Source organism: Achromobacter sp. T5-5, from assembly GCF_055397965.1.
Window position 1 is genome coordinate 759,902 of the sequence record NZ_AP027919.1, and the last position, 25,115, is coordinate 785,016.

The window sequence follows — 25,115 nt, forward strand, 5'->3', positions numbered from 1 at the left end:
CTTATAGGTCTGCATCGGGTTGCGGTACGGATTGCGCCACGGACTGCGCTATGGCTTGGGCGGAGGCCAGCGCGGCAGGATGCCCAGCTCCTTCAATGCCGCGATCTGGGTATCGGCGAGGCCGGCCTCCCTGAGGACCTCGTCGGTATGCTGCGCATAGGCGGGCGGCAGGCGGTCCACGCGGGCGGGTGCGCGCGACAGCCGGACTGCGGGGCCGATGCCGTGATAGCCGTCGCGATCGACGCGCATGCCGCGATGGGCGGTGTGCGCCTGCGCGAAGGCTTCGGGCACGCTGTTGACCGGGCCGGCCGGTACGCCGATCCGCATCAGCTCGGCGCACAGCGCCTCGCGCGGGCGCGCGGCCAGCGCCGCTTCGATGGCGCCGCGCAAGGCCTCGCGATGCGCCAGCCGCGAGCGGTTGGTGGCAAAGCGGGCATCGTCGGCCAATGCCGCAAGACCCGCGTAATCGCAGAACCGGCGGAATTGGCGGTCGTTGACGATGCCCAGGAAGATCTCGCCGTCGCGGCACGCAAAGCGGTCATACGGCGCGATATTGGGATGCGCGCTGCCCAGCAGGCCCGGCGCGTGCTGGGTGTGCATCCAGTTGGCGGCGTGGGGCACCAGCAGGCTGAGCGCCGTGTCGAACAGCGTGACCTCGACGCGCTGGCCCTGTCCGGTGCGCGCGCGCTGATACAGCGCCAGCAGGATGCCGGATTGCGCGGTGTAGCCGGTCAGGTGGTCCACGATGGGGATGCCGACGCGGGTGGGGCCGCTGGCGGGATCCCCGTTCACGCTCATCAGGCCGCACATGGCCTGCAGAATGGCGTCGTAGCCGGGCAGGCCGCCCAGCGGGCCGTCCTCGCCAAAGCCCGTGATGGAGCAATGGATGAGCTGCGGAAAGCGGGGCTTGAGGTCCGCTTCGTAGTCCAGCCCCCATCGGGCCATCGTGCCCGGCACGAAATTCTCGACCAGGACGTCGGCCTCTTGCAGCAAGGCCAGCAGGACCTCGCGACCCTCGGGCCGCGACAGGTCCAGCCCGATCGCGCGCTTTCCGCGATTGACCGCCATGAAGTAGGCGGCATCGCCGTCCTCGTTGACCGGCGGCCCCAGCGTGCGGGTCTCGTCCCCGCCCGGGGGCTCGACCTTGATGACGTCCGCGCCCTGGTCCGCCAGCATCTGCGTGCAGAGCGGGCCGGCCAGGACGCGCGACAGGTCGATGACGCGCAGGCCCTCCAGCGCGCCCCGGGCGGGGGCGTCGGGGCCGGGTGCAGCATGTTCCGATGAATCAGACATCGCCCACCTCGTTTTGGGAGATTGCCGCGGGTCAGGCGCGGGTAGGCAATTCGACCACACCGGAACCCAGCACGGAAAGCTCGTCGTCCTGGTTTCTCGCCTCTTGTTCGATCTCGACCAGGTGGCGGCCGTCTTCCACGTACTTGCGAACGACCTTGCCCTTGAAGAACAGCATGTCGCCCTCGGGGTTGTGGCGGCGGATCTTGCAGGTGGACTTGCGCAGGAAACCCGCGTCGCCCATCCAGTTGGTGAGGTGGTGGGTCAGCCACGAGTTGCGCTCGGGACCGTAGTCATAGGCGCCGGGCGCGCCGACTTCCAGCGCGAAGTCCTCTTCCCAGTGGACGCGCTCGGGCACGTCGGGGATGCCGAAGCGGTTGGTGATGCCCACCCCCGGGTGGGCGTCGATGAGCTGCCACGCCAGCTTGTTGGCGCGGATATACAGCCCGCCCCAGCCCTGCGCGAAGGCGATGAAGCCGGTCACCGTCATCGGGCCCTTGAACATCACGGGCAGTTCCTCGCCTTCCTTCACGTCTTCCCAGTAGCGCGGCGTGGCGCCGCGCACTTCTTCCTGGGCGTACAGCTTGTAGGCTTCCTTGATTTCCTCGGGGCTGTAGTGGCGCGGTTCGCGGGCGCGCACTTCCTTGTACTTGCTGCCCTGTTCGCGCGCGTGGTCGCGTTCGGTGCGGAAGCACCAGCTGTCGGCCTCGGCGACCTTGTCGCCGTCCTGGTTGAAGAAGTCAACGTGGTAGATCTGCTGCACGGCGCGGCCGGCAAAGCGGGTCTGGTGTTCGATCAGGTTCTTCAGGTGCGCTTCGGTCGAGATGGTGTCGTTGCGCTTGACCGTCTTGTGCCAGGTCCAGTCCGCGCCCGACCACATGGCGTGCACGCCGGGCAGCCCGCCCACGTAGCCGGACACGATGCGGCTGGTGGCAAAGAGGAAGCTGGGCAGGGCGATGATGCCGCCGTGCTGCGTCTTGGCCGCGTACTCCGGGTCGGACCACAGGGGGTTGTCGTCGCCGATGCCGTGGGCGTAGTGGCGGATGTTGTCGCGCGTGGCTTCGTAGCACCACGGCTCGGCCGTGGCGCCGATCTTGACGCCGATGCGCTCGCGCAGCTCGTCCAGCCCGCGTTCGGTGATCTTGGGGAAGCTGCGTTCGGTCTTGGTCTGGGTCAGCATGATGTCTCCTGGGAGTGGTGATGGCCGGGGCTGGCGCAGCCCTAGGCGTGGGCGGCGCCGGCGGGCGTCTGGGCGGCGGTCGCAAGTTCCTGCTCCCGCAATTTCCTGCGATGGATCTTTCCGGCGGGCGTCTTGGGCAGTTCGGCCACGAACACCACCTGGCGCGGATACTCGTGCTGCGCCAGGCGGCTGCGCACGGCGTCCTGGATTTCTTGCACGAAGGCGTCGTCCCCGGGCCGGGCCGACACGACGAAGGCCTTGACCACCTGGCCGCGCAGCGGATCGGGCACGCCGATCGCGGCGGCCTCCGCCACGTCGCGGTGCTTGAGGATGGCGTCTTCGATTTCGACGGCGCTCATGGTCCAGCCGGCCGAGATGATGACGTCGTCGGCACGGCCCCCGTGCCAGAAGTAGCCGTCTTCATCCACGCGCCCCAGATCCTTGGTGGCGACCCACGCATCGCGGCGCCACAGCTTGAGCTCGCCGGTTTCGCCGGGCGCGCAGGGCTGGCCGTTGGCGTCCTGCACTTCCACACGCAGTCCGGGCACGGGCTTGCCCAGCGAGCCGGCCTTGACCGTGAAATCCGGCGCGCCGGGATAGTTGACCAGGCACACGCCGATTTCCGTCGTGCCGTACATGCTGCAGACCGGGCGGCCGAAGGTGGCCTCCACGAACGCGGCGGTCTCGCTGTCGATGGGCTCGCCGGTGAAGGACACCTTGTCGAGCTGATAGCGATACCGGTCGGCCGCGCCGCAGTTGCGCATCATGCGGTAGTGCGTGGCGGCGGCGGAGATGTTGTTGAAGCGGTGCTCCTGCAGCGCCTGCAGCAGCCGCTCGGCGTTGAACTTGCCGGCGTAGGCGCCGATGGTGACGCCCAGCGCCAGCGGCGCCAGCGTGCCGTGCCACAGGCCGTGCCCCCAGGCGGGAGACGACGGGCACATGTAGCGGTCGCCGGGACGGATGCCGGTGCCGTACAGCGCGGCCAGCATCAGGGTGACCAGGGCGCGGTGCGTGTGCTTGACGGCGTCGGGCAGCTCGCGCGTCGTGCCGGACGTGTACTGGAAGATGGCCAGGTCATCGGCGCGCGTGCGGCATGCATAGTGCGAGGGGTAGCCGGCCAGCGCGCCGACGAATGCGTCGTCCGCGATGACCACGCGCATGTCGTCGCCGCCCGCGGCGAGGGGCGCCTTTTCCGCGTTGGTCACCAGCATGCGCGGCTGGCAGTCCTGCACCCGCAGGCGGATGCCGTCCGGGCCGAACAGGGTGAAGAGCGGCACGGCGATGGCGCCCATCTTCATGGCGCCGAACATGGCCACGTAGAACGGCAGCGACGGCTCCAGCATCACGGCCACGCGGTCGCCGGGGCGGATGCCTTGTTCGACCAGGTAATGGGCAAAGCGCGAGGACTGCTCGGCAATCTGGCGGAAGGAGTAGGTCTCGTCCCCGCCCGCGGCGCGCACCAGGATGATCGCCGGCTCGGCCTTGCCGGCGTGCCGATCGATGCACTCGTGCGCGATGTTCATGTATTCGCGGTTGCCATCGAAAAGCTCCCAGAGCTTGTCGGCGGAGCAGAGCGCCTGGGCGTCCGCGTAGGAGAGGGTGTCGGTCAGCTTCGTCATTTCGTCGCACCTGTGTGGGTCGGCAACCTGTTGAAGCCACTATGCGCGCCGGAAAATAAATTGTCAATGGCGTTCGTTAATTGTATATATACAATTATGAAGGTGGGTAGAACGCTGCGGGACGCGGCGCGCACGGTATGCTTGCCGCCATGCAAACGGAGAAACCGATGAGTGAAATCAGTACCCCGGAACCTGCGTCCGCGGCCGGCCCGCGCGTGCGTCCCGTGCCGGCCGTGACGCGGTCCATCGCGATCCTTCGCCTGTTGGGCCGGGGCGGGGAGCCCATGACCTTGAAGGCGATCTCGCAGGAACTGGGCATGGTGACCAGCACCTGCCTGCACATCCTTCGCGTCCTGGTGGAAGAAGGCCTGGTGAAGGTCGATCCCGGCGCCAAGCGCTATAGCCTGGGCGTGGGCATGCTGACGCTGGCGCGCAGCGTGATCGAGAGCAATCCGTTTCCCGCGCTGGCCCAGCCCGTGCTGGACCGCATCGCCAACGCGGCCAGCGTCACCGCGATCGGGGTCGAGGTCTCGGGCAGCGACCACATGGTGGTGCTGGCGCTATCGCGGTCGAACGCGCCGTTCCGCCTGCACGTCGATGTCGGCAGCCGCTTTCCCGCGCTGATCAGCGCCACGGGGCGGCTGGTCGCCGCGTTCTCGGACTTTTCGGACAAGGAACTGGAGCGCCGCTTCAAGGCCCTGCGCTGGGACCAAGCGCCGGCGTTCTCCGCCTGGAAGGCCGACGTGGACGCGGTGCGCCGCCAGGGCTACAGCGTGGATCGCAACAACTACATCAACGGCGTCGTCGTGATCGCCGTGCCTGTCCTGGACAGCCACACGCGCATGACGCACGCGCTGGTGGCGGCGGGCCTGGCCGAACAGCTCGACGCGGCGCGCGTCGAGTCCCTGGCCCATGAATTGCAGGGCGAAGCGCACGCGCTGTCGCAACTGCTGGCGGCAAGGAACTGAACGCATGAGCGATGACGCCGCTGTTGACGCCGCCGTCCCGCCGGGATGGCGCAAGAAGACCCTGCCGGGTTTCGCGGGCCGGATCGGTCCGCTGTGGGTGTGCAAGGAAGATGAGGGCTGGGCCTATGGCCTGCTGGCCACCGCCGACCACCTCAATCCCGCGGGCGTGGTGCATGGCGGCCTGCTGACTGCGCTGCTGGACCACGGGATCAGCGCGGTCGCGTGGGAAGCGCTGGGCCGGCGGGCGTGCGTGACGGTGCAGCTGGACACGCACTTCCTGGCGGCGGCGCGCGAAGGCCAGTTCCTGGAGTTGCGCGCACGCGTGGTGCGGGCCACGTCCTCGCTCGTGTTCATGCAGGGCGAGATCAGCGCCGCCGGGCAGGCCATTGCCACGGCGGTCGCGGTGCTCAAGCAGGTGGGTCCGGCGCCGAAGGGCGCCGGAGAAGCGGCGGCGGGCGTTGCGCCCGCGCCTTAGGGCCGCGTCTTAGGGTCGCGTTTTAGGGTCGCGCCTTAGGCCCGCGCCTTAGGCCGGCAGCGCGATCAGCCTGCCGGGGCTGCCCATTTCCTCTTCGCGCAACTTGAAGCGGGCGACGGCCTCGGCCAGCACGCGCGCCTGGTCGCTCAGCATGCCGGACGCGGCCGTGGACTGCTCGACCAGCGCCGCATTCTGCTGCGTGGCCTGGTCCATGTCGGCGAGCGTCCGGTCGATCTGACCCAGCCCCGTGCTCTGCTCGGCCATCGCGCCGTGGATCTCGCTCACCATCCGCTGCACGCGGTGGATGCCGTCGACGATTTCGGTCATGGTCGATCCCGCGGCCTGCACGCGTTCCGTGCCGCTCTTCACGTTCTGCACCGACGCCTCGATCAGCGTCTTGATCTCCTGCGCGGACGAGGCGCTGCGCTGCGCCAGCGTGCGCACTTCGCCCGCCACCACCGCGAAGCCGCGGCCCTGCTCGCCCGCGCGCGCCGCCTCGACGGCCGCATTCAGCGCAAGAATGTTGGTCTGGAACGCGATGCCGTCGATTACCCGGATGATCTCGGTGATGCGTTGCGACGACTGCGAGATCTCGCTCATGGTGCTGACGGCATCGCGCACCACCTGCCCGCCGCGCGCCGCGACGGCGCTGGCTTCGTCGGCCAGGCGGGTGGCATGTTCCGCCGTTTCCTCGGTCTGGCGCACGCTGGAAGTCAGTTGCGTCAGCGCCGACGAGGTCTCCTCCAGCGACGCGGCCGACGTTTCGGTGCGCTGCGACAGGTCGCGGTTGCCCATGTCGATCTCGCGCGTGGCGGCGCTCATCGAATGCACACCGCTGCGCACTTCGCGCATGACGTGGGTGATCTTGTCGACAAAGGCGTTGAACGACGATGAGATCTGCGCCACCTCATCGTGGCCGACCACCGCCAGGCGGTGGGTCATGTCGCCATCGCCTGAGCCGATGGTGTCCATCGCGTCGCGCACGGCGGACAGGCGCTTGAACGCGCGCGACGTGATCACGCTGGCCAGCGCCACGGCCACCAGCGTCAGGACCACCAGCGAGATCAGCGTCGCGTGCAGCACCTGCGTCAGGCCGACGGTGGCTTCGGTCTTGTCCAGCGCCACCACCAGATACCAGTCCGTGCCGGGGATGCGGCGCGCCTTCAGCAGTTTCTGCGCGCCATCCAGCGCCAGTTCGACCGGCGCGGCGCCGTCGCGGGCCATGGCGGCCACGGCGTCCGAGGTCAATCCGGCGGCGATGTCGGTCGACGGCTTGAGCGCCAGCTTGTCATTCAGGTGCGAAATCACCTGCCCGTCCGTCCCCAGCACGAAGGCGCTGCTGGACGGGGTGGGGTGGATGGCCTTGATGATGTCCTTGACTCCATCCAGCGGCACCGCGCCGCTCAGCACGCCGACCGTCTGCCCGCTGCGCACGAGCGGCGCGGTGAACGCGACATACAGCACGCCCGTGGTGGAGTCGCCGTAGGGCTTGGTGATGGTCAGCTTGCCGGCGGCCACGGCGCTCTTGTACCAGGGCCGCGCCGTCGGATCGTAGTCGGCCGCGGTCTTCGTGGTGGAAAAAAAGGTCTTGTCGGACCAGCCGATCGTGGTGATGGGAAAGCCGTTGGTCTGGCCCATGAGCTGCGTCAGGCCCCGGGGATCGCCCTTTTCCACCACTTGCGCCGTGGCGTTGACGGCCTGCGCCTTGTCCGCCGACCAGCGCTCGATGGCGCTGGCATTGCCGGAGGCCACGGCGTCCAGGGTCGCGGCGATGGTTGTCATCATGTTGTCGCGCACGATCTGGTAGGTGATGAAGCCGGAGAGCGTAAGCGCCCCGACCACCGTAAAGCAGGTAATAAGCAAAATGCGGTTGCGCAGCGACGTGATCTTCATGCTCGTATTCAAAGTGCGCCAACGCTGCGGCTGGCGGGTTGCTAGTCGGCCAGGAAACCCCCTGCCGCAATCCGCTAACGGCATTTGCGTGCGGCGACTTTAGGGTGGGTCAGAACTTTGATGGGAGCGGTGGAGCCGTTTTCAGCGGGCTTTCAGCGCAGGCATGGGGCGGGCGCCATTCTGCGTCAGGGAGACGCGCTATTCGGGGTTGGCGCAGTGGCGAATGCACCGGATCGGTGCGCTGCAAATCCGCGCGGCCTCCGACAAGCCGCCCTACGGGGCGACGGCGTCTGAGCGCCGGGCGCAGCCTTCACATCGCATTCGCAGATTGCGTTTTCGAATAAACCTTAGGGCAAAAAATTCGCATGTATCGGACACTCTTTCGCCGTCCATGCGAATAGGGGACGGCTACCGCCCGGTCCGCATGCGGCACCGACCTTTCCCCCAACAATCAACGCCCCGCCATGACCATCCGCTCCAAGCCGGGTCGCCCGGTCGACGAGGACTACACCGAAGCCGAATACCAGGAAGCCGAAGCCGAGAACGACGGCATCCAATGGAGCGACGAAGACCTGGACGGCCCACAAGGCGTCGTCGCTCCGCTGAACACCATTGCCCCCGAAGACGTCGAGGCTGGCCAGAACGCCTTTGACCAATGGCTGCGCGAAAACAGCGACGGCTGGGTCACGCTGCCGCGCATCAAGGCGGCCGCGGGCGCGGTGCCGGTGCTGGGCAACCTCATGGCGCTGGTCGACGCCATCGGCGACATCACGACATTGGTCGACAGCAATCCCACCCAATTCCTGGACTGGGTGAGCCTGGGCATCAACCTGTTCGGCGTGGTGCCCGTGCCCGGCACGGCGGCTGCGCGCATGAGCCTTCGGCCCGCGCTGTTTCTCGTGCAAAAGGAGGTCGCGCGCCAGGCCAAGGCGGGCCTGGGCAACGCCATCATCATGGCCCTGGCCGCGCACTTGAGCGAGAACATCGCCGGCGACATCGAAGACTTCGCGCAACAGGCGCAGGCACGGTTGGAAGGGCTGCTGCAGGATGCGGGGGCCAAGGCAGAAGAAATCATCCGGGCGCTGGCCGATGTCCTGGTCAGCCTGACCGTGCCGGCAAACGCGGACGCCTCGTTTGAGAAGGCGGGCGAGCAGCTCTCGTCCGCGTGGGACAAGAAGTGGGACTCGCCGCTGGGCGCGGCGCGCGACCTCTGGGATGGCCTCGGTAGCGGCGTACGCGGCAGCAAGCAGTCGGTCGGCAACGCCGCCAAGGACCTGCTGCCCGCCAAGGCGCGCGACTTGATGCTGCGCTCCGCCCAGCGCCTGAACGCCCTGGCGCCGCAAGTCAATGACAGCATGCAATCGCTGGCCGACGAGAACAACGTCAACAGCATCGCGTCGCTGCTCATGCAACTGTCGGTGGCCGTGGTGCTGTGGCGCCAGCGCAAGGGGTACGCGATCGGCGCGAACGTGCGACCGGCCGTGGCGAGCAAGGCCCGGCAGATGGCGCGTTCGATGCGCCTGGCGCGCATCCGCCGCCAGGCCCGCGCGCGGCGGAATGCCAATAAAGACAAGAATGGCGCGTGTCCGGCCACCTGCCACAGCATCAGCTTTGCGATGGGGACTGAGCGGATCACGCATGTGGATTTCTCGTTGCCAGGGCCCTTTGCGCTGCGCTGGGCGCGAACGTATTCCTCGGACCTGGCTGCGTACGACAACGGCGTCATCGGCGCACGCTGGATCAACGAGTACACCTCGCGCATCGACATCAAGACGGCAGGCGCGGACCGCGAAACCCTGCGCTATCACGCCGAGGACGGGCGCACGCACGCCTGGCCGCTACCGGCGGTCGGCAAGTTCCACTACGACCCCGTCGAGAACCTGACGGTAGTGCGCACCTCCGACAGCGAACTGACCGTGGCGCAAGGATACGAGCGGCGCGCGACCTATCAACGCGAGGGCCGGCGGTTTCGGCTGACGGGCATCCACCTGCGCAACGGCGCGCGCGTCGCGTTGCACTATCGGCATGTCGTGGGACGGCGCAGCGTTCTGTCCGACCTCGTGACGTATCTGGACGATGTCCCCCACACGCACGTCGGCACGCAGATCGATGCCGCCGGCCGCATCGTGGCGCTCTGGCAACTCAAGGACGGAGAGCCGCAGCGGCAATTGGCCGGCTACGACTACGACGAGCAAGGGGACCTCCTGCGGGCGCGGGACGAACACGGCGCCCAGTGGGACTACCACTACCGGCAGCACCTCATCACCCGCTACACCGACCGCACCGGACGCGGCATGAACCTGGAGTGGGAGGGTTCAGGCCCCAAGGCGCGCGCCGTGCGCGAATGGGCCGACGACGGCAGCTTCGACACGCGCCTGCGCTGGCACCCCGAGATCCGCCTGACCTACGTCACCGATGCGCTCGGGCATGTCACGGAGCACTACTACGACATCGACGGCTACACCTACCGCATCGTGCATCCGGACGGCCTGTCGGAATGGTTATATCGCGACGACGCCAAGAACGTGGTCACGCACATCCACCCCGACGGCAACATCGACAGCTACGCCTACGACGAGCGCAGCAATCTGCTCGAACATCTGCGCGCGGATGGCACCTCGGTCCACTACGCCTACGACGACCAGGACCAGCTCTTCAAGATCCGCGACGCCGAAGGCGGCCTGTGGCAGCGCGACTACAGCCCGCGTGGGTACCTGACCGAAGCTATCGATCCGCTGGGCAATAAGACCGAGTACGCCAATGACGTGGCGGGCAATCCGGTTGCGATCCGGGACGCACGGGGCGGAGAGAAACTGCTGGCCTACAACGCGGCGGGGCTGCTCACGCAGTACACGGATTGCTCGGGTAAGCGCAGCGCCTGGGCGTATGACGAGGCGGGACAGTTGACCGCCTTTACCGATGCGGCGGGCAACGTCACACGCTACAGGTACGAGGCGGGGCATCTGGCCCTGGTCACGCACCCGGACCAGACGGTCGAACACTACGAGCGCGACGCCGAAGGGCGGCTGCTGGCCCACACCGACGCGCTGGGCCGGCGCACGCAGTGGACATACAACGGCGCGGGGCTCCTTGCCCAGCGCCTGGACGCGGCGGGGCGGACGCTCCAATACGAATGGGACAAGCTGGGTCGGCTCACGGCGCTCGCCAATGAGAACGACCGGCAGGCGAGATTCGTCTATGACCCGGCCGGGCGACTGCTGGAGGAGCGAGGCTTCGATGACGTGGCCACCCGATATCGCTACGACCCGGACAGCGGTACGTTGCTGTCGGCGCAGGATGGCGACCGGGTCATCGAGTTCACGTTCGACGCGCTGGGGCGCGTGACCCAACGTTTGGCGCGGCCGTATGCGCCGTCAGCGCAAGCGGCGGGGCAGACCGCAGCACAAGCGGCGGCGCGTACGTCGGCGCAAACGGCCACGCAAACGTCAGCACCCGCGCCCTCACGCTCAGCGCAGGTTCGCGTCGAGGCGCAGACAGAGCGCTACGCCTACGACGGCAACGGCCGCATGATCCTCGCCGAGAACGCCGCCTGCCGGCTCCAATGGTTCCACGACGCTGCCGGCAACCTGACCCGCGAACACCAGCACTATCTACGTCTGGCGCAACCGGTCGTGGCGGTCTGGAAGCACGAGTACAACGAGCTGAACCAACGCATCGCCACGCACCGCTCCGATGGCCATCGCGTCAGCGTGCTGACTTATGGCTCGGGCCACGTACACGGCCTGCTGTTCGACGACCATGAACTCGTCAGCATCGAACGCGACGACCTGCATCGCGAGACCACCCGCACGCAAGGCAATGGTCTGGCGCAGACGCAATCGTGGGATGGGATGGGGCGCCTGAATGCACAGAGCATCGCGCGGGGCGCGCAGCGCCTGATCCACCGCGGCTACCGCTACGATGCGGCGGGCCAGTTGGAAGCAATCCAGGACAGCCGCCGAGGCCCCTTGGCGTATCGCTATGACCCGGTAGGACGCCTATTGGAGGCCACCAGCAGCCTGGGCAAGGAAACCTTCGCCTTCGACCCGGCAAGCAATCTCCTCGACCCGTCCAGCGACCCGGCCCACGCCAGCACGCTAGGCATGGCGGGCCCCGTCTACACCTACCGCCAGCGTTCCGTGCGCCTGGACAACCTGCTGCGCGAATACGCCGGCACCCACTACACCTACGACCCGCGCGGCAACCTCGTCGAGAAGCTGCACAACGGCCAGCGCTCGCGCTTCGAATGGGATCTCTTCAACCGCCTGACGGGCTACAGCAACAACAGCCTGCAAGTGAGCTACCAGTACGACGCGCTGGGCCGCCGCTTGCTCAAGCAATCCGAAGCGCACTGGCGCGAACGGCCTGGCATGACGCCCGCGCAGATCCGGGAAGAACAAGCGCGCGCGAATCGCGCGATGGGTTGCAGCACAACGCTGTACGGCTGGGATGGCGACACCCTGGCATGGGAAGGCCGCGACGACCAGACCACACACTACCTATACGAACCCGGCAGCTTCGTCCCGCTGGCCCAGGCGATCAGCCGCAAACCCGTGCTGCTGCATCAGCAACCTGTTTACGCGGGTGCCTACGACATCGACCGCGACCCGCTATGGACAACCTCGCCCGACCCGGACCCGGTGGACGCCATGGCCTGGTATCACTGCGACCACCTGGGCACGCCGCAGGAACTGACCGACGCGCAAGGCGATATTGTTTGGAGCGCGCACTACCACGCGTGGGGCGCGGCGAAAGAAGCCATCAGCGATGCCGCCCGCGCGGCAGGGATACGTAATCCGATCCGATTCCAGGGGCAGTATCTGGACCCCGAAACAGGCCTGCATTACAACCGCCATCGGTACTATGATCCGCAGATCGGGCGGTTTATATCGAAGGATCCGATCGGATTTTCGGGTGGGCTGAACATTTATCAGTATGCCCATAACCCCATCGAATGGCTGGATCCGCTCGGGCTAGCGGGTGCTAGAGGTGTACTTCGCGCGCAGAACATACCGGGAGGTTCGCAATGGGGACTCAGCTCCGGCGAGGGCGGAAGAGGCATAACAAACGCTGCCGTTAAGGCAGCTTATGACAATGTTCCGCTGATTGAGCGAAGCGAATATCACGGAGCTTGCGCCGAAGCGGACGCGTTGAGTAAAGCCGCGAATGCCGGAGGGATAGAAACACTCGACGAACTGAAAGATCTGGTTCAAGGCGGATCTTCCCAAACCTGGCGCAACGACAAGAAAGGCAAACCCATGCCTGCTTGTGGCTCTTGCGCCCATGTCCAGCGGCAACTGGGAATCAGAGACGATTGCCCAACGAGATAAACGCTGGACGGTAGATGAGTAACAAGAGAAGGGATCCAAACATGAGCGACGCAAGCGACTGCATGAATCAATACAAGATCTTTGAAGAGCGCTTCAATATTGAATCGATGAGTTATGAGGACTTTTTCTTCGTTCTGACTGACTATATTCAGGACTGCCTGATCCATGAACGGACACGCCTCTGTATTTCATCTCGGGTCAAAAGCATCGTTACTTCCTACATTGACATCATCAGGGATCATCTGTCCAAAAAAAACGGTCCGGACTTGCTGGACAAATTGTGCATAGAAAACATGAAGAATAGGGAGGACGCCAATTTTGAAGAGAGTGAACAGGTGTTGTTGAAAATAATCCAATATGCCCTATTTAGTAGAGAGAGGTCCTCGCTGACGAAGGATGGGGCAGATTTTATGCTGGGGTTTGTTTTTGCCGATATTGGTTTGCTGGGGCATGAGTATTGCCGCAGCTTTCGGCTATATCTAGAGCAACATACACGAATGCACAAGTTCAAGGTCGACTAAGCATATGTAATGACCAGTGAGAACCTGCTCACGTCATAATCGAGGGAATTGACGATGAGCATGAAGATAAGCGGTGTCTCTGTAAACAGTGCAAACGGTAAGTCGCTTGGAGAACTAACCGCGAGTATTCCGCACTCCAAGGTGGGAACCACCACGGTTGGCGCTGTGACAGCGGCAGGTGGTGATGTTGTTCCTTCTCCAACCAGAAGTAATCCGTATCATGCGACACTTTCCTGAATCACGGGCAAGCAAGCCTAATCATTGATGACCCCTGTGGTCAAAAACCCCAGCGTGACAAGGTGAATCAGCATGAACAGTGCAGAACTAGATCGAATCGAAGCGCGCTGCCAGGCGGTAACGCCCGGCCCATGGCAGTCATATATAGAGGGTAGAGACCACGAGAGCGGTTCGAACTTTATTCGAACGGGGCCGCCGGGGGCTAGGCATGAGGACATAGAGTTGTCCGGGGCGACTGTAGCCGATCAGGACTTTATCGCTCACGCAAGGCAGGATGTTCCTCGCCTATTGCAGGAAGTGCGGCGGCTTCAAAAGTTGCTAGGGTCGAGCGTTCACCGGTGATGGACCCGGCCAATGGCGCGAAAACATTTGCTGGCGACGATGGACGAGGTGCGTCCTTGATATGCCCGCAGGCCGCGAAAAGGGCCTTATCCGGGACGTGAGCGCCAGATAAGCCGAGCTCTTTGAACTGTTTGGCAGAATTTTGGAGGCGCTAATGAATTTCTTCCCGAATGATCCCGTTGTCATAGAGACCTTTCTCGGAACAAAAACGGCCGCCGCCTCAATACGAGATTCGGAAAATTACTGGAAACTGGTCGGGCAGCGAGGTCTGGTCGTCAACGTAGAGTCGCAATCGGGCCTACGCCGCCATGAACGAGGAGAACGCGTATTAGTGAAATTCCATGTCGACGTTGCTAGTCTCGGGCTGCGTTGTCACAACGAAATTCCCAATACGCTTTGGATTTTCATCTCCGATCTGCGCCGGGCTTCCTGCTTAACGGGCGGTGTTGAAAGGTAATACTCCTGAACTTTCCGCCCAGAACTGCAGGCTGCTGCCTCGCGATTCTGATCTCCCGTCAAAACCCCTCCCGCGGCACATGCACCCGCCCTTCCATCAGCACCCGCGCGCTGCGGCTCATGATGGCCTTGGTGACTTTCCATTCGCCGTCAACCGACTGCGCCTGCGCGCCCACGCGCAGCGTGCCTGAGGGGTGGCCGAAGCACACGTTGTCGCGTTCGCCGCCGCCCGCGGCCAGGTTGACCAGCGTGCCGGGCACGGCGGCCGCGGTGGCGATGGCGACGGAGGCCGTGCCCATCATGGCGTGGTGCAGCTTGCCCATAGACAGGGCGCGCACCAGGACGTCGATGTCGCCCGTGCCGATCTGCTTGCCGCTGGACGACACGTAGGCCTTGGGCGGGGCGACGAAGGCGATCTTGGGGGTGTGCTGGCGGCTGGCGGCCTCGGCGATGTCCTTGATGAGGCCCATGCGCAGCGCGCCGTGGGCGCGGATGGTCTCGAAGCGCGCCAGCGCGGCGGCGTCGCCGTTGATGGCTTCCTGCAGTTCCGTGCCGGTGTAGCCCAGGGCATCGGCTTCCAGGAAGATCGTGGGGATGCCGGAGTTGATCATCGTGGCCTTGAAGGTGCCCACGCCCGGCACTTCCAGGTTGTCGACCAGGTTGCCGGTGGGGAACATGGAACCGCCGTCGCCTTCCTCGGCCGGGTCCATGAATTCCAGGCGCAGTTCGGCGGCCGGGAAGGTCACGCCGTCCAGTTCGAAGTCGCCCGTCTCCTGCACCGCGCCGCCGGTGATGGGCACGTGCGCGATGATGGTTTTCTGGATGTTGGCCTGCCAGATGCGCACCACGGCGGTGCCGTCCTGCGGGATGCGGGCCGGATCGACGAGGCCGTTGGTGATGGCGAAGGGGCCGACCGCGGCGGACAGGTTGCCGCAGTTGCCGCTCCAGTCCACGAAGGGCTGGTCGATGGAGACCTGGCCGAAGAGGTAGTCCACGTCATGATCGGGACGCGCGCTTTTGGCGACGATGACGGTCTTGCTGGTGCTGGAGGTGGCGGCGCCCATGCCGTCGATCTGCTTGCCGTAGGGGTCGGGGCTGCCGATCACGCGCAGCAGCAGCGCGTCGCGCGCGGCGCCGGGCACGCGCGCGGACTCGGGCAGGTCGTCCAGCTTGAAGAACACGCCTTTGCTGGTGCCGCCGCGCATGTAGGTGGCCGCGATCTTGGTTTGGGGAGCATGTGCCATGAAACAGTCCTGAGATATCGGAATAGGGGCGGCGGGCGCTGCAACGCCCGCCGGTCTGCATGACGGCCGGTCAGGCGAGCTTGCCGGCGCCGGAGGCGGAGGCGGCCTCCAGGAAATCCTGCGCAAAGCGTTGCAGCACGCCGCCGGCTTCATAGATCGAGACTTCTTCTGCGGTGTCCAGGCGGCAGGTCACCGGGACCTGCTCGGTGCTGCCGTTGCGGCGGTGGATGACCAGCGTCAGGTCCGCGCGCGGCTTGCGTTCGCCGGTCACGTCGTAGCTTTCGGTGCCGTCCAGCGCCAGGGTCTTGCGGTTCACGCCGGGCTTGAATTCGAGCGGCAGCACGCCCATGCCGATGAGGTTGGTGCGGTGGATGCGCTCGAAGCCTTCGGCGACGATGGCCTCGACCCCGGCCAGGCGCACGCCCTTGGCGGCCCAGTCGCGCGACGAGCCCTGGCCGTAGTCGGCGCCGGCCACGATGATGAGCGGCTGCTTGCGGTTCATGTAGGTTTCAATGGCTTCCCACATGCGCATGACCTGGCCTTCGGGCTCCACGCGCGCCAGCGAGCCCTGCTTCACGCTGCCGTCGGCGTTCTTGACCATCTCGTTGAAGAGCTTGGGATTGGCGAAGGTGGCGCGCTGCGCGGTCAGGTGATCGCCGCGGTGCGTGGCGTAGGAGTTGAAGTCCTCTTCGGGCAGGCCCATCTTGTGCAGGTACTCGCCCGCAGCGCTGTCCAGCAGGATGGCGTTGGACGGCGACAGGTGGTCGGTGGTGATGTTGTCGCCCAGCACGGCCAGCGGCAGCATGCCGCGCAGCGTGCGTTCGCCGGCGAGCGCGCCTTCCCAGTAGGGCGGGCGGCGGATGTAGGTGCTTTGCGGGCGCCAGTCGTACAGCGGGCTGACGGCGGTCTGGCGGTCGTCCTTGATGCCGAACATCGGGGCGTAGACCTTGCGGAACTGCTCGGGCTTGACCGCGGACTTGACCATGGCGTCGATTTCCTCGTCGCTGGGCCAGATGTCCTTCAGGCGGATTTCGCGGCCGTCGGCGGCCACGCCCAGCACGTCGCGCTCGATGTCGAAGCGGATGGTGCCGGCGATGGCGTAGGCCACGACCAGCGGCGGCGAGGCCAGGAAGGCCTGCTTGGCGTAGGGGTGGATGCGGCCGTCGAAGTTGCGGTTGCCGGACAGCACGGCGGTGGCGTAGAGATCGCGGTCGATGATTTCCTGCTGGATCTTCGGGTCCAGCGCGCCGGACATGCCGTTGCACGTGGTACAGGCGAACGCCACGACGCCAAAGCCCAGCTGCTCCAGCTCATGCGTGAGGCCGGCTTCTTCCAGATAGAGCTGCACGGCCTTGGAGCCGGGCGCGAGCGAGCTCTTCACCCAGGGCTTGCGCGCCAGGCCGGCGCGGTTGGCGTTGCGCGCCAGCAGGCCGGCGGCGATGACGTTGCGCGGGTTGCTGGTGTTGGTGCAGCTGGTGATGGCGGCGATGATGACGGCGCCGTCGGGCATGAGGCCGGGCTGGTTTTCGACCACGCCGGCGATGCCGCGTTCGGCCAGGTCGGACACCGGCAGGCGGCGATGCGGATTGGACGGGCCGGCCAGGGTGCGCACCACGGTGGACAGGTCAAAGCGCAGCACGCGCTCGTACTGCGCGGTCGCCAGGCTGTCGGACCACAGGCCCGCGGTCTTGGCGTAGGTTTCCACCAGCGCGATCTGCGCGTCTTCGCGACCGGTCAGGCGCAGGTAGTCGATGGTCTGCTGGTCGATGGAGAACATCGCGGCCGTGGCGCCGTACTCGGGCGCCATGTTCGAGATGGTGGCGCGGTCGCCCAGCGTGAGGCTGGAGGCGCCTTCGCCGTAGAACTCCAGGTACGCGCCCACGACTTTTTCCTTGCGCAGGAATTCGGTCAGGGTCAGCACGATGTCGGTGGCGGTGATGCCGGGCTGGGCGCGGCCGGTGAGTTCGACGCCGACGATGTCGGGCAGGCGCATCCACGACGCGCGGCCCAGCATGACGTTTTCGGCTTCCAGGCCGCCCACGCCGATGGCGATGACGCCCAGCGCGTCCACGTGCGGCGTGTGGCTGTCGGTGCCCACCAGCGTGTCGGGGAAGGCCACGCCGTCCTGCGTGTAGATCACGGGCGACATCCGCTCCAGGTTGATCTGGTGCATGATGCCGTTGCCCGGCGGGACGACTTCGATGTTCTCGAAGGCCGCCTTGGTCCAGTCGATGAAATGGAAGCGGTCTTCGTTGCGGCGGTCTTCGACCGCGCGGTTCTTGGCGAAGGCGTCCGGATCGTTGCCGTCGTATTCCACTGCCAGCGAGTGGTCGACGATGAGCTGCACGGGCACCACGGGGTTGACCTTGGCCGGATCGCCGCCCTTGTCGGCGATCGCGTCGCGCAGGCCGGCCAGGTCCACCAGCGCGGTCTGGCCCAGGATGTCATGACAGACGACGCGCGCCGGAAACCACGGAAAATCCAGGTCGCGGCGGCGCTCGATGAGCTGTTTGAGCGCATCCGTGAGCAGCGCGGGATCGCAGCGGCGCACCAGGTTCTCGGCCAGGACGCGCGACGTGTAAGGCAGGCCGTCATACGCGCCGGGCGCAATGGCGTCCACGGCCGCGCGGGCGTCGAAGTAGTCCAGGCGGGTGCCGGGCAGGGTCTTGCGATACGACTTGTTCATCATGCCTCCGTGCGCTGTGGGGTGCTTTGCGCGATCTGTTGTTCGATATTGATGCGGGATGCGCGGATGTGGCGGCGCATCAGCATTTCAGCCAGCTCGCCGTCGCCGTCGGCGATGGCGTCGAGAATGCGGTGGTGTTCGGCGTAGGCCTGCCGCGGGCGGTTGGGCGTGGTCGAATACTGGATGCGGTACATCCGCGCCAGTTGGTAGAGCTCGTCGCAGAGCATGCGAAACAGCATCTGGTTGCCGCTGCCCTTGACGATGCGGTAGTGGAAATCGTAATCCCCTTCCTGCTGGTAGTAGCCCAGGCCGGCCTGGAAGGCTTCGTCGCGTTCGTGCGCTTCCAGCACGCCGCGCAGCTCGTCGATTTCCGAGGGCGGCATGCGCTCGGCGGCCAGCCGGCAGGCCGTGCCTTCCAGCGATTCGCGGATTTCGTAGAGTTCAACCAGTTCCTGGATCGACAGGGACACGACCCGCGCGCCGGCGTGCGGCACGCGCACCAGCAGTTTCTGGCCTTCCAGGCGATGCAGGGCTTCGCGCAGCGGACCGCGGCTGACGCCGTGGATGCGCGCCAGCTCGGGCTCGGAAATCTTGCTGCCCGGGGCGATCTCGCCCTTGACGATGGCGGACTGGATCTTGCGGAAGATGTGGTCCGACAGGGTTTCGCCGTCGTTCGGCGCCGCCGTCGGCAGGGTGAGCACTTTGCTCATGGTGTCGACAATCCGTAGGTTTTCTTGGGAAATATCCCAGAAAAGCGCGCTCGGCGCGCCAAATTGTCAACAATTTACTCCCGGGCGGGGGGCGGACGCAAGCGGGCCGGCGGCCTGCGGCGGGGCGCGGCCCAGGCCTTGGCGCCCTGGGCGCGGCGCCGCCCGGGGGACGGATCAGTAGGGTTCGGAGGTGCTGCTGATCAGGCGGAACAGCCCGCTATCCGATGAGACGCCCAGCTTGCGGAACGCGGCCGCCTTCTGCGAGCTGACCGTCTTGGGGCTTTTATGCAGGCGCGCCGCGATTTCCATCACGTTGATGCCCGACACGAAGGTCTTGAGGACAATGCGTTCGCTGGGGGACAGCTTGGCGCTGTCGAGCAAGGCCTGGATGCGCCGCCCGGCCCGGATGCGCTGCGCCGCGACGGGAAAGATGGGAGAAAGGCTGTCGGGCAGCAGATGCCGGATCGCGGGGTCGATGAATTGCCCCCCGGCGTGGACCCGGCGCAGCGCGGTGAGGACGACCTCTTCCGGCGCGCACTTGCTGACAAAGCCGTGGGCGCCGAGGCGCAAGGCCAGGGCGGCAACGCCGGGGTCCTGCGAGGCGGAGAAGATGACGACGCGGGTGTCGGGATGCAGCCGTCGCAGGATGGGAATGAGCTCGGCGCCATCGTGATGGGAGTCGTCGAGGAAGTATTCCATGAGCACCACCTCGGTGTGCATGGATGACATCGCGTCGAGCAGGGCCACGCTGTCGTCGTACGTGCCGAGCACATCGACGTCGGTGCATTTTTCGAATATTGCGGTGAGACCTTTGAGTACCAGGGGATGGCTGTCCAGGATGCCGAGCCGTATGCGGGGCGGGTGCATGTGCATAGGAATGAGGGTTCTGCCTGTCTGCAAGATTAGGTAATGCCGGCCGCCTGGTGAGCGGCCGGGAGACACCGCGGCGATAGACCGGCGGCCCTGCGGCGGCGTGCGCATCGAGAAGTCCCGGTTCGATCGTCACTGGGATTTTTATGGCGCGGTGGGTCACTGGGAATAGGACTATTTCGAAAAGCGAAGACAAGTTGTTCGCTCAGCGGCTTTTCGCGGGCCGCACTGCGCCTGATCAAGCAGGGAAACGGCGCCGCGCCGCGAGCAATCTCTTCGGAAATAACTTTTGTCTAGTCTGATTGTTTCGTCGATTGATGGTGGATAGCCTCGGAAAAATCCTTGGGCCAACCACTTAAAAGACGAATGACAATTCTTCGACGCGTCCTGTTCGGAAAACTCAATCAACGACTGTTCCAGAGCCTGGAATCGGCCACGGCATTCTGCAAATTGCGGGGAAACCCGTACGTGGAAGTGGTCCACTGGCTGCATCAGCTGTTGAATCAATCGGATGGCGATCTGCAGCGCATCCTGCGTCACGCGGGAGCCGATCCCGAAGTCATCGACCTGCATGTGCGCGAGGCGCTGGCCTCATTGCCTGGCGGCGCGGGATCGGTCAGCGACTTCTCCTATCAGGTCGAGATCGCGGTCGAGCGGGCGTGGATCAGCGCGACCCTGCAGTTCAACGACTCCCGCATCCGGGGCGGCTGGCTGATCCACGCGCTGGCCACCGACCCCGAATTGCGCCGGGTGCTGCTGGGCATTTCGCCCGAATTCCGCAAGGTGCCGATGGACGACCTGGCGGCGCCCCTGCGCAGCTGGATCGACGGGTCGCCCGAGGCCGCGGGGCCGGCGTCGGGGCAGCCGGCAGGGCAACGGCCGGACGGCGCCGCGCAGGACGGCGCGCCCGGGCAGGACGACCTCTTGGCCAAGTTCTGCACGGACCTTACCGCGCGGGCCCGCGACGGGGGCCTGGACCCCGTGCTCAGCCGCGAGATCGAGATTCGCGCGATGGTCGATGTGCTGATGCGCCGGCGCCAGAACAATCCGCTGCTGACTGGCGAGGCAGGCGTGGGCAAGACCGCGGTGGTCGAGGGCCTGGCGATCGCCATCGCGCAGGGGGTCGTGCCCCCGATGCTGGCGGGCGCGCGCGTGCTGAACGTGGACATCGGCGCCATGCTGGCGGGCGCCAGCGTGAAGGGGGAGTTCGAATCGCGCCTGAAGGGCCTGCTGGACGCGGCCAAGCGCTCGGCCGCCATGACCATCCTCTTCATCGATGAAATGCACACGCTGATCGGCGCGGGCGGCCAGGCCGGGACGGGCGACGCCGCCAACCTGCTCAAGCCCATGCTGGCGCGGGGCGACCTGCGCGTGATCGGGGCCACGACGTGGGCGGAGTACAAGCGCTACATCGAAAAGGATCCCGCGCTGACGCGCCGGTTCCACATGCTGCAGGTGGCGGAACCGCAGATCGAGCAGGCCGTGGCCATGGTGCGTGGCCTGGTGCCCAGCTTCGCGCGCCACCACGGCGTGCTGGTCCGCGACGACGCGGTGCGGGCGGCGGTGACCCTGTCGCAGCGTTACCTGCCCACGCGGCAGCTGCCGGACAAGGCGATCAGCCTGCTCGACACCGCCTGCGCCCGGGTGGCGCTGTCGCAGCACGCCCCGCCCAAGGTGCTCGAGCACGTCCAGCAGCGCATGCTGGCCTGCGAGTCCGAGCGCGCGTTGCTGGATGCGGAGGCAACGGTCGGCCTGCGCGATGCCGCCGAGCTGGCCGAGATCGACGCGCGCATGGCGGCGCTGCGGGACGAGAAGGCGGCCATCGAGCACGACTGGCGCGAGCAGCGCGCGCAGGTCCAAGCCCTCCTGGAGCGGCGCGCCGCCGCGCTCGAGGGCAGGCCGGACGGCGCGGACCCGGAATCGGCGTCCGCGCTGGCGCAAGCCGCGCAGGCCCTGCGTGCGCAGCAGGGCGAAACGCCGCTGGTGCATCCGGAGGTCAGCGACAGCGCGGTGGCGGAGATCGTCGCCGACTGGACCGGCATTCCCGTGGGGCGCATGCTCACCGACGAGATCACGGCCGTGCGCAATCTCCAAGGCGCGCTGCGCGCGCGGGTGATCGGGCAGGAGCAGCCCATCGAGCGCATCGTGCAGCGGGTGCGCACCGCCCGCGCGGGCCTGTCCGATCCGCAAAAGCCCCAAGGCGTATTCCTGCTGGCCGGCCCCTCGGGCGTGGGCAAGACCGAAACCGCGCTCGCGCTGGCCGAAGCGCTGTATGGCGGCGAACAGAATCTCATCTCCATCAACCTCAGCGAATACCAGGAAGCGCACACCGTGTCGGGCCTGCGCGGCGCGCCGCCCGGGTACGTGGGCTACGGCGAAGGCGGGGTGCTGACCGAAGCGGTGCGCCGCCGGCCTTATTCCGTGATCCTGCTCGATGAGGTCGAGAAGGCGCACAGCGACGTGCACGAACTGTTCTTCCAGGTGTTCGACAAGGGCTACATGGAAGACGGCGACGGACGCTACATCGACTTTCGCAACACGGTCATCCTGCTGACGACCAACGTGGCCAGCGAGCTGATCGCCACGCTCTGCGCGGACGAGGACGCGCCGCCCGCGTTCGACGGCCTGCGCCAGGCGATCGAGCCCGACCTGCTGGCGCGCTTTCCGGCGGCGCTGCTGGGCCGCCTGACCGTCATCCCCTACGCGCCGTTGCGCAGCGATGCGCTGGCCAGCATCGTGCGGTTGCACCTGGACCGCGTAGTGCGCCGTATGTCCGAAACATTGAAGTCTCGGCTTTCCTACGAGCAGGACGTGGTCGATTATGTGGTGGCCGCGTGCCGGGTCGACCAGACGGGCGCCCGCGCGCTGATCGGCCATCTCGAACAGCACATCCTGCCGCGCCTGGCGTCACTCTGGATGGATGCCATGGCCGACCGCAAGACGCTGGCGCGCGTGGACATCCTGGTCCAGGACAAGGACGCGGCGCCGGAAGCCGCTTTTTCGTTTCAACCGCATCTGGTGGACGCAAACTGAAGGGGCCGCCCAATGTCCAATCCGATCCGAGTCATCGTGGCCGACGGTCATCCCGTCTGCGTCAGAGGCGTGCAGGTCGAAGTCGCGGAGATGAGCCATGCCCGGGTCGTCGCAAGCGCCCAGAACTCGACGCAGCTCTTCAGCGTGCTGCTGAGCCAGCCGTGCGATGTGCTCGTGAGCGACTACGTCATGTCGGGCGAGAGCTTCGGCGACGGCCTGGGCATGCTGACGCTGATCCAGCAGCGGCATCCGGCGCTCAAGCTCATCGTGCTGACGTCGATCGACAGTCCGCTGGTGCTGCAGGCGGTGGAACGGCTGGGGGTGCAGGGCATCGTCAGCAAGTCCGACATGACCGAACACCTGCGCCATGCGATACAGGCCACCTGGCGCGGCGACCGGTATCGCTCCCCGCGTATACGCGGGGCGCTCGAGGCGGGGACGGGCGGCGCGGGCGCGGAGCGCGCCAGCAAACTGACGCCGTGCGAAGTCGAGGTCGTGCGCCTGTTTCTCGCCGGCCTGACGGTCGGCGAAATCGCAGAGAAGTTCTCGCGCTCGAAGCAGACGGTCAGCGCGCAGAAGCGCGCCGCGATGCGCAAACTGGACGTGCATTCGGACAGCGAACTGGTCAGGTATGGCGTGCGCAACGGCATGACCTGATGAGCGACATCCGGCTCGGGCAGCAAAGGCCGGATTTCGTCTTATTGTCGCCGCGCACTGCAATCACACCGGGCTTATTTCCTCCGTATCGGACAGCGCTGATGTGCGAACCCGCGGGCGCTACCTAGACTGACCGTGGTCGTGTCAGAAGATGGACCAGCGGATCCCGCTTCCGTGTTTTGAGTTCTGGCCACGCGTTCTCACTTCGATATCCAAACAGAGGAACTTAAGATGAAACTCCGCATTCTCGGCATCTCCATCGCCGCCGCGCTGGCCGCTGCCGCCGCGTTGCCGGCCAGCGCCCAGCAGGTCGGCACGGGCAAGGTCAACTTCGAAGGCACCCTGATTCCCGACACCTGCAAGGTCGCTCCGGCTTCGGAGGACCAGACCGTCCTGCTGCCGACGGTGTCGACCCAATCGCTGATCACCGAGGGCGATACGGCGGGTTCCAGGGCGTTCGAAATCGACGTCATCGAGTGCCCCGACACCATCGACGAGGTCCAGGCGCACTTCGAGATCACCAACATGGAACCGAAATACCGCACGCTGAAGAACCTGGAATCCACTGGCGCCCAGAACGTCACGGTCCAGCTCCTCGAGGCGGACGGGACTCCCATTCAGGCGGGCTCGGCGGGCACTGCGTTCCCGGTCACCGGCGCCGGCGCCACGCGCGGCGCAACCCTGGTCTACGGCGGCCAGTACTTCTCGCTGGGCGGGGCCACCTCGGGTGTCGTGAAGACGTTCGCCGAGTTCACGCTGGCCTATCCGTAAGCATCGGCTGGCCTAGCTTGAACTTCCGCCGGGGCGTGCCGCCCCGGCGGATCGATATCCGCGTTTCCCGATCAAGGACTACCGTGTTCTTCGTCTACCTGCGCGCGGCGCTTGCCGCGCTTCTGGCATGCATTGCCGCAAGTGTGAATGCCGGTGTGGTCATCACCGGAACCCGCGTCGTGTATCCCGAGGGCAGCCGCGAGGTCAGCCTGCGGATGCGCAACGCCGATGAAAAGCCGCTGCTGGTCCAGTCATGGATCGATGACGGCAACATCAATTCCACCCCTGGCGCGCTGGACGTGCCTTTCCTGGTCACGCCGCCGGTGTCGCGGGTCGAGCCCGGCAAGGGGCAGACGCTGCGCATCGTTTACGTGGGCGCCGACCTGCCGCGCGACCGCGAATCCCTCTACTTCCTGAATGTGCTGGAAGTCCCGCCCAAAGCCGAGCGCAAGGAAAACGAGAACTACATGCAGCTCGCGGTGCGCACGCGGCTCAAGCTGTTCATGCGTCCGGGCGGCCTGACGGCGCTGGTCGAGGAGGCGCCTCAGGCCCTGACCTGGCAGTTGGGCGACAAAGGCGCGCTGCAGGTCAGCAATCCCACCCCGTACTACGTCACCTTCAGCCGCGTGCAGGCCAACATCGCCGGATCGCAGGTCTTCTTCGCGCAGGACATGGTCGCGCCGTTCGGCACGCTGGTCTTGAAGCGCGCGGCGGGCAAGGCGGCCGACAGGCAGCCGGTTGCCGCCAATCAGGTGCGCTTCGGGGTCATCAATGACTACGGCGCGGAAGTCCAGACGCAGGCGGAAATCAGGCCGCGTCCCTAGGTGCAAAGG

At 66.1% G+C, this 25,115-nt stretch carries 17 protein-coding genes; 9 read left to right on the top strand and 8 right to left on the bottom strand.

Features of this window, described 5'->3' with window-relative positions:
* Positions 1 to 48: 48 nt before the first annotated feature.
* The 3 genes from ACZ50Q_RS03520 to ACZ50Q_RS03530 are packed head-to-tail and all read right to left on the bottom strand — an operon-like array spanning position 49 to position 4,089.
* Entirely contained in the window at positions 49 to 1,293 is a 1,245-nt protein-coding gene (locus ACZ50Q_RS03520; RefSeq protein ID WP_464080566.1) for a CaiB/BaiF CoA transferase family protein, read from the bottom strand.
* 31 nt (positions 1,294 to 1,324) lie between these two features.
* Entirely contained in the window at positions 1,325 to 2,470 is a 1,146-nt protein-coding gene (locus ACZ50Q_RS03525; protein WP_464080567.1) for an FAS1-like dehydratase domain-containing protein, read from the bottom strand.
* 41 nt (positions 2,471 to 2,511) lie between these two features.
* Complete coding sequence (locus ACZ50Q_RS03530; protein ID WP_464080568.1) at positions 2,512 to 4,089, bottom strand: acyl-CoA synthetase; 1,578 nt, start codon at positions 4,087 to 4,089, stop codon at positions 2,512 to 2,514.
* 167 nt (positions 4,090 to 4,256) lie between these two features.
* On the opposite strand from ACZ50Q_RS03530, the gene ACZ50Q_RS03535 reads away from it, so the two are divergent.
* Both ACZ50Q_RS03535 and ACZ50Q_RS03540 read left to right on the top strand, forming a co-directional pair.
* Positions 4,257 to 5,057 (top strand): IclR family transcriptional regulator, encoded by an 801-nt coding sequence (locus ACZ50Q_RS03535; protein WP_464080569.1) that lies wholly within the window; start codon positions 4,257 to 4,259, stop codon positions 5,055 to 5,057.
* Positions 5,058 to 5,061: 4 nt separating this feature from the next.
* The gene (locus ACZ50Q_RS03540; RefSeq protein WP_464080570.1) at positions 5,062 to 5,532 is read left to right on the top strand and encodes a PaaI family thioesterase; all 471 of its coding nucleotides are present in this window, start codon (positions 5,062 to 5,064) and stop codon (positions 5,530 to 5,532) included.
* Positions 5,533 to 5,580: 48 nt separating this feature from the next.
* Here ACZ50Q_RS03540 and ACZ50Q_RS03545 read toward each other — a convergent pair whose 3' ends face one another.
* The gene (locus tag ACZ50Q_RS03545) at positions 5,581 to 7,425 is read right to left on the bottom strand and encodes a methyl-accepting chemotaxis protein (protein ID WP_464080571.1); all 1,845 of its coding nucleotides are present in this window, start codon (positions 7,423 to 7,425) and stop codon (positions 5,581 to 5,583) included.
* A gap of 464 nt (positions 7,426 to 7,889) precedes the next feature.
* On the opposite strand from ACZ50Q_RS03545, the gene ACZ50Q_RS03550 reads away from it, so the two are divergent.
* From ACZ50Q_RS03550 to ACZ50Q_RS03560, 3 genes are all read left to right on the top strand, one after another.
* On the top strand, positions 7,890 to 12,755 hold the full coding sequence (locus tag ACZ50Q_RS03550) for an RHS repeat-associated core domain-containing protein (RefSeq protein WP_464080572.1): 4,866 nt from the start codon (positions 7,890 to 7,892) through the stop codon (positions 12,753 to 12,755).
* A 41-nt stretch (positions 12,756 to 12,796) separates the two neighbouring features.
* On the top strand, positions 12,797 to 13,276 hold the full coding sequence (locus ACZ50Q_RS03555) for a hypothetical protein (protein WP_464080573.1): 480 nt from the start codon (positions 12,797 to 12,799) through the stop codon (positions 13,274 to 13,276).
* Positions 13,277 to 14,009: 733 nt separating this feature from the next.
* Positions 14,010 to 14,312, top strand: a complete 303-nt coding sequence (locus ACZ50Q_RS03560; protein ID WP_464080574.1) for a hypothetical protein — start codon at positions 14,010 to 14,012, stop codon at positions 14,310 to 14,312.
* A gap of 58 nt (positions 14,313 to 14,370) precedes the next feature.
* On the opposite strand, the gene prpF is transcribed toward ACZ50Q_RS03560, so the two are convergent.
* The 4 genes from prpF to ACZ50Q_RS03580 form a co-directional block, all read right to left on the bottom strand.
* The gene (prpF, locus tag ACZ50Q_RS03565; protein ID WP_464080575.1) at positions 14,371 to 15,555 is read right to left on the bottom strand and encodes a 2-methylaconitate cis-trans isomerase PrpF; all 1,185 of its coding nucleotides are present in this window, start codon (positions 15,553 to 15,555) and stop codon (positions 14,371 to 14,373) included.
* Between the two features lie 70 nt (positions 15,556 to 15,625).
* Positions 15,626 to 18,241, bottom strand: a complete 2,616-nt coding sequence (gene acnD / locus ACZ50Q_RS03570) for a Fe/S-dependent 2-methylisocitrate dehydratase AcnD (protein WP_092580839.1) — start codon at positions 18,239 to 18,241, stop codon at positions 15,626 to 15,628.
* A complete protein-coding gene (locus ACZ50Q_RS03575) occupies positions 18,241 to 18,951 on the bottom strand; it encodes a GntR family transcriptional regulator (RefSeq protein WP_092580841.1) in 711 nt (236 codons plus the stop codon). Before ACZ50Q_RS03575 ends, acnD begins: the two co-directional genes overlap by 1 nt.
* Positions 18,952 to 19,125: 174 nt before the next feature.
* Complete coding sequence (locus tag ACZ50Q_RS03580) at positions 19,126 to 19,818, bottom strand: response regulator (protein ID WP_464080576.1); 693 nt, start codon at positions 19,816 to 19,818, stop codon at positions 19,126 to 19,128.
* Between the two features lie 369 nt (positions 19,819 to 20,187).
* Between ACZ50Q_RS03580 and tssH the strand changes: the two genes are divergently transcribed.
* The 4 genes from tssH to ACZ50Q_RS03600 all read left to right on the top strand — a co-directional run bounded on the left by tssH (position 20,188) and on the right by ACZ50Q_RS03600 (position 25,106).
* Positions 20,188 to 22,854, top strand: coding sequence for a type VI secretion system ATPase TssH (gene tssH, locus ACZ50Q_RS03585; protein ID WP_464080577.1), 2,667 nt, complete (start codon positions 20,188 to 20,190; stop codon positions 22,852 to 22,854).
* A 12-nt stretch (positions 22,855 to 22,866) separates the two neighbouring features.
* Complete coding sequence (locus ACZ50Q_RS03590) at positions 22,867 to 23,511, top strand: response regulator (RefSeq protein ID WP_464080578.1); 645 nt, start codon at positions 22,867 to 22,869, stop codon at positions 23,509 to 23,511.
* A gap of 231 nt (positions 23,512 to 23,742) precedes the next feature.
* Positions 23,743 to 24,282, top strand: a complete 540-nt coding sequence (locus ACZ50Q_RS03595) for a fimbrial protein (protein WP_464080579.1) — start codon at positions 23,743 to 23,745, stop codon at positions 24,280 to 24,282.
* 83 nt (positions 24,283 to 24,365) lie between these two features.
* Positions 24,366 to 25,106, top strand: a complete 741-nt coding sequence (locus ACZ50Q_RS03600) for a fimbrial biogenesis chaperone (protein WP_231952213.1) — start codon at positions 24,366 to 24,368, stop codon at positions 25,104 to 25,106.
* Positions 25,107 to 25,115 lie beyond the last annotated feature (9 nt).

Excerpts from the sequence above, each read along its gene's own strand:
- ACZ50Q_RS03520 (WP_464080566.1), bottom strand. The coding sequence starts at position 1,293 with ATGTCTGATTCATCGGAACATGCTGCACCCGGCCCCGACGCCCCCGCC.
- ACZ50Q_RS03525 (WP_464080567.1), bottom strand. The coding sequence starts at position 2,470 with ATGCTGACCCAGACCAAGACCGAACGCAGCTTCCCCAAGATCACCGAA.
- ACZ50Q_RS03530 (WP_464080568.1), bottom strand. The coding sequence starts at position 4,089 with ATGACGAAGCTGACCGACACCCTCTCCTACGCGGACGCCCAGGCGCTC.
- ACZ50Q_RS03535 (WP_464080569.1), top strand. The coding sequence starts at position 4,257 with ATGAGTGAAATCAGTACCCCGGAACCTGCGTCCGCGGCCGGCCCGCGC.
- ACZ50Q_RS03540 (WP_464080570.1), top strand. The coding sequence starts at position 5,062 with ATGAGCGATGACGCCGCTGTTGACGCCGCCGTCCCGCCGGGATGGCGC.
- ACZ50Q_RS03545 (WP_464080571.1), bottom strand. The coding sequence starts at position 7,425 with ATGAAGATCACGTCGCTGCGCAACCGCATTTTGCTTATTACCTGCTTT.
- ACZ50Q_RS03550 (WP_464080572.1), top strand. The coding sequence starts at position 7,890 with ATGACCATCCGCTCCAAGCCGGGTCGCCCGGTCGACGAGGACTACACC.
- ACZ50Q_RS03555 (WP_464080573.1), top strand. The coding sequence starts at position 12,797 with ATGAGCGACGCAAGCGACTGCATGAATCAATACAAGATCTTTGAAGAG.
- ACZ50Q_RS03560 (WP_464080574.1), top strand. The coding sequence starts at position 14,010 with ATGAATTTCTTCCCGAATGATCCCGTTGTCATAGAGACCTTTCTCGGA.
- prpF (WP_464080575.1), bottom strand. The coding sequence starts at position 15,555 with ATGGCACATGCTCCCCAAACCAAGATCGCGGCCACCTACATGCGCGGC.
- acnD (WP_092580839.1), bottom strand. The coding sequence starts at position 18,241 with ATGAACAAGTCGTATCGCAAGACCCTGCCCGGCACCCGCCTGGACTAC.
- ACZ50Q_RS03575 (WP_092580841.1), bottom strand. The coding sequence starts at position 18,951 with ATGAGCAAAGTGCTCACCCTGCCGACGGCGGCGCCGAACGACGGCGAA.
- ACZ50Q_RS03580 (WP_464080576.1), bottom strand. The coding sequence starts at position 19,818 with ATGCACCCGCCCCGCATACGGCTCGGCATCCTGGACAGCCATCCCCTG.
- tssH (WP_464080577.1), top strand. The coding sequence starts at position 20,188 with ATGACAATTCTTCGACGCGTCCTGTTCGGAAAACTCAATCAACGACTG.
- ACZ50Q_RS03590 (WP_464080578.1), top strand. The coding sequence starts at position 22,867 with ATGTCCAATCCGATCCGAGTCATCGTGGCCGACGGTCATCCCGTCTGC.
- ACZ50Q_RS03595 (WP_464080579.1), top strand. The coding sequence starts at position 23,743 with ATGAAACTCCGCATTCTCGGCATCTCCATCGCCGCCGCGCTGGCCGCT.